Genomic DNA, 4005 nt, shown 5'->3' on the forward strand with positions numbered 1-4005 from the left:
GCTGCTGATAGTCCTTCTCGCCGAAGATCGCATAGTCGGGAGCCGCTTGCAGGAAGAGCTTGGCCACGACGGTGGCGACACCGTCGAAGAAGCTAGGCCTGAAATCCGATTCCAGGCCGGAGGAGGGGCCGCCGACCGAAATCCTGGTGGCGAAGCCGGCCGGGTACATCTCCGCGACGCCTGGCGTGAAGACGAGATGCGCGCCGGCTTCGGCCAGCCGTTCGAGGTCGCGGGCAAGCTGGCGCGGATATTTGTCGAGATCCTCGGTCGGGGCGAACTGCGCCGGATTGACGAAGATCGAGACGACGCAGCGCTCGGCCTTTTCGAGCGCCATCCTGACCAGCGAGATATGGCCGTCATGCAGCGCGCCCATGGTCGGCACCATGGCGATGCCGAGGCCCTCGCGCCGCCAGTCGCGGATTTGCGCGCGAAGGGCGGGAACCGTTTCGGCGACGATCGGTCGACTCATACCTTGTCCTTATCGGGTGTGGCGGCAAAGACGTGGTCCGGGCCGGGAAACGCGCGGTCGCGCACCTCCGCCGCGTAGCGGGCGGCAGCGTCCGAGACGACATCGCGCAGGCTGGCATATTCCTTGACGAATTTCGGTACGCGGTCGACGGTCAGGCCGACCATGTCGTCGATGACCAGGATTTGGCCGTCGCAATCGCGGCTGGCGCCAATGCCGATGGTGGGGATGGCGATGGCGCGGGTAAGATCAGCCGCGACGCTCTCGACGGTGCCCTCGATGACCACGGAAAAGGCGCCGGCCTTTTCCACCGCTTCGGCGTCGCGGAACAGGGCGGCCACATTGTCTTCGGTCCGGCCCTTGATCTTGTAGCCGCCGTCCTTTTCCACCGATTGCGGCTGCAGGCCGATATGGCCCATGACCGGGATGCCGCCGGCCACGATCGCGGCGATCTGCCCGACCATGTCGACGCCGCCCTCGAGCTTGACCGCCTGGCAGCCCGTCTCCTCGACAATGCGCCGCGCCGAGGCGACGGCCTCAGCCACCGACGTCTCATAGCTGCCGGCAGGCATGTCGACGACCACGCAAGCCCTGTCGGAGCCGCGCATCACCGCCTGACCGTGCGCGATCATCATCTCCAGGGATGCGCCAAGCGTGGTCTTGTGGCCGTGCAGCACCATGGCGACACTGTCGCCGACCAGAAGCAGGTCGACGTGGGGATCGAGCAATCGGGCGACAGGATAGGTATAGGCGGTCAGGCAGACGATCGGCACGCCGCCCTTGCGGCGGCGAATGGCGTCGGCGCTGATCCGGCCACTGGCGGACAGGTCTTGAATCTTCACCTCCCTTGGCCGGGCACCAGGCCAGGCGCCCGTTGCCGGGCGAGCAGAGCTTTAGAAAGACAGGAACTGCTTGGCAAGCAGGGCTGACGCTATCCGCGCGGCTGTATCGATTTAGCGCACGAACCATTTACATTGCGCCCCACGGCAAAACCCTTGCCTTCGCGATTGCGTGACGCCATAAGCAGGAGAAAGGCGCAGCCGCTGCCGCCGCGAGGACTTGGATGAAAGCTTTCCTTACGCAGTTTTTCACCTGGTGGAACAGCCAGACGCTGGGAACGCGGTTCCACACATGGCGCCACGGCAGGAAGGTCGGCCAGGACGAAGCCGGCAACGTCTATTACGAGGGCGGCATCGATTCAGAAGGCCGCACCCGTCGCTGGGTCATCTACCGGGACTATTCGGAAGCCTCGAAGATCCCGCCGGGCTGGCACGGCTGGATTCATCATCGCGTCGATGTGGCGCCGCCGAGCGACGACTATCGTCCGCGCGAATGGCAGAAGCCGCATTTGCCGAATCTCACCGGCAGCCCTGCGGCCTACCGTCCGCAGGGCTCGGTGCTGACCAACCAGCACCGCCCGCAAGTGACCGGCGACTACGACGCCTGGACGCCCGGCTCGTAATCGGCGGCCGAGGTGCTGATCGGTCCTTTGTCGCCACAATTGACGTTTAGCTGCTTGCTGATCTGAAAACGGCGACTAGCCTTGGGCGAGCAAGAATCACTCCGGGCGCAACCACCGGTATCCCGCATGAGCATCTTCAGCCGAATCTCGTTGGGCGCCGCGGCCGCGGCAACAGCCGCTGTCGCCGCCTGCACGGTGACGGTTGCCGCTGCGCAGACGCCGGCGGCGCCGGTGGCTGCCGAGCGCATCACCAATCCGGTCGCCGAGTTCGCCGGCATCGACAAAATCACCGGCCGGATCATCACCTTCGATGTCTATATCGACGAGACGGTGCAGTTCGGCGCTTTGCAGGTGACGCCGCGCATCTGCTATTCGCGGCCGGAGACGGAGGAGCCGAAGACCGATTCCTTCGTCGAGGTCGATGAGATCACGCTCGACCGCAAGATCCGCCGCATCTTCACCGGCTGGATGTTCGCCGAGAGCCCCGGCCTCAACGCCGTCGAGCACGCCGTCTATGACGTCTGGCTGAAGGGTTGCAAGCAGAAGTCGGACGTGCCGCCGCCCGAGGCCGCCAAGACCGGTGCGTCACAGGTCGATACGTCCAAGCCGAAGGCCGCCGCCGCTCCGGCTGCGACCGAGCCGGATAGCGGCGAGGCCAACTGATCCAACAGCAGAATCGGGGAACCGCTTCGTTCGCCACACGTTGGCAAAAGAGCGATTGCGCACTGTTGCGCATGGAGGATCTTGCGATGTCAGCAACCAAGCACATGACGGTCAGCAAGAAGGAATTGCTTGACCTCGAAAGGGGATTCTGGACCGGCGATGCGGCCTACTATGCGGCCAACGCCGATGCCGAATGCCTCGTGGCCTTTCCGGAGATGGCGCATGCGATCAGCAATGCCGATCTGGCTAAAACCGCCAGCAAGCCACGTCGCTGGCGCGATCTCGACATCGACCTAAAGGGCATGGTCGAACCCGGCAGCGACATTGTCATGCTGACCTACGAGGCGCACGCGACGCGCGAGAATGGCGAAATCTACAACGCGCTGGTCAGCACCGGCTACGTGCATCGAACCAATGGCTGGAAGATGATGTTCCATGCGCAAACGCCGATAGAGGCTTCAGCAAAAGGCTGATCGCTACGGCCTCATGGCGAGAAGATGGCTTCGCTCTTCAAGGCCTCGGCCAGCATCTTCTCATACTGGCCGCGCGGCACGTCGACGGCGCCGAAGCGCTTGAGGTGCTCGGTGGTGAACTGGGTGTCGAGCAGCGCGAAACCGCGCGCCTTCAAGCGCTCGACCAGGTGATAAAGACAGGTCTTGGAGGCGTCCGTTTCCCTGGCGAACATACTTTCGCCGAAGAAGACGCGCCCCAGCGAGACGCCGTAAAGGCCCCCGACCAGCCGATCCTCGCGCCAGGCCTCGACCGAATGGCAATGGCCGAGGCGATAGAGTTCGACGTAAGCCTCGCGGATCGGCGCGTTGATCCAGGTCGAGCGGCGCTCCTCGCGTCTCTCGGCGCAGCCGTCGATTGTCGCCTCGAAATCGAAATCATAGCGGATGTCGAAGGGGTGTCTGCGGATCGTCTTCTTCAGGCTGCGCGGTGTATGAAACCTGTCCAGCGGGATGATGCCACGCGTCTCCGGCCGCACCCAGAACACTTCCGGATCGCTGGCGCTTTCGGCCATCGGGAAGACGCCCGAGGCATAGGCCTTCAGCAAGAGGTCGGTCGGGATGCGATAGCCGGGCGCATAGGGACGGGTCATCGCGGCATTATAACTGCAAGTTCAGCGGCTATTCCTCTTTAGCCAGATATTTTTCCAGCCAGTGGATGTCGTAGTCGCCATTGGCGATGTCGGGGTTGCCGACCAGGTCGCGGAACAGCGGCAGCGTCGTCTTGATGCCGTCGACGACGAATTCGTCCAGCGCTCGGCGCAGCCGCATCATACACTCGACGCGGTTGCGGCCGTGCACGATCAGCTTGCCGATCAGGCTGTCGTAATAGGGCGGGATCTTGTAGCCGGAATAGACGCCGGAATCGACGCGGATGCCCAGCCCGCCCGGCGTGTGGAAATGGG

General features: G+C 63.9%; 6 protein-coding genes and 1 pseudogene. 3 read left to right on the top strand and 4 right to left on the bottom strand.

The features are described from left to right. Nucleotides 1-469: pantoate--beta-alanine ligase (locus EN781_RS27850; RefSeq protein ID WP_145965662.1), on the bottom strand; the 469-nt coding region annotated here is incomplete at its 3' end. Next, nucleotides 466-1308 carry a 3-methyl-2-oxobutanoate hydroxymethyltransferase gene (gene panB / locus EN781_RS27855; protein ID WP_126054367.1) on the bottom strand — a complete coding sequence of 281 codons (843 nt, stop codon included), beginning with the start codon at nt 1306-1308 and terminating at the stop codon, nt 466-468. The genes panB and EN781_RS27850, both read right to left, overlap by 4 nt. A gap of 221 nt (nt 1309-1529) precedes the next feature. Here panB and EN781_RS27860 point away from each other — a divergent pair, with 221 nt between their 5' ends. From EN781_RS27860 to EN781_RS27870, 3 genes are all read left to right on the top strand, one after another. Continuing rightward, entirely contained in the window at nt 1530-1928 is a 399-nt protein-coding gene (locus tag EN781_RS27860; RefSeq protein WP_126054368.1) for an NADH:ubiquinone oxidoreductase subunit NDUFA12, read from the top strand. 126 nt (nt 1929-2054) lie between these two features. Beyond that, the gene (locus tag EN781_RS27865; RefSeq protein ID WP_126054369.1) at nt 2055-2591 is read left to right on the top strand and encodes a DUF2155 domain-containing protein; all 537 of its coding nucleotides are present in this window, start codon (nt 2055-2057) and stop codon (nt 2589-2591) included. Nucleotides 2592-2677: 86 nt separating this feature from the next. Further along, nucleotides 2678-3064, top strand: a complete 387-nt coding sequence (locus EN781_RS27870; RefSeq protein ID WP_126054370.1) for a hypothetical protein — start codon at nt 2678-2680, stop codon at nt 3062-3064. A gap of 11 nt (nt 3065-3075) precedes the next feature. Here EN781_RS27870 and aat read toward each other — a convergent pair whose 3' ends face one another. Both aat and EN781_RS27880 read right to left on the bottom strand, forming a co-directional pair. Next, entirely contained in the window at nt 3076-3693 is a 618-nt protein-coding gene (gene aat / locus EN781_RS27875) for a leucyl/phenylalanyl-tRNA--protein transferase (RefSeq protein WP_126054371.1), read from the bottom strand. A 28-nt stretch (nt 3694-3721) separates the two neighbouring features. Continuing rightward, nucleotides 3722-4005: pseudogene (locus EN781_RS27880) on the bottom strand (acetyl-CoA carboxylase biotin carboxylase subunit); the annotation flags it as partial.

The organism is Mesorhizobium sp. M4A.F.Ca.ET.090.04.2.1 (assembly GCF_003999085.1).
GTDB lineage: Bacteria > Pseudomonadota > Alphaproteobacteria > Rhizobiales > Rhizobiaceae > Mesorhizobium.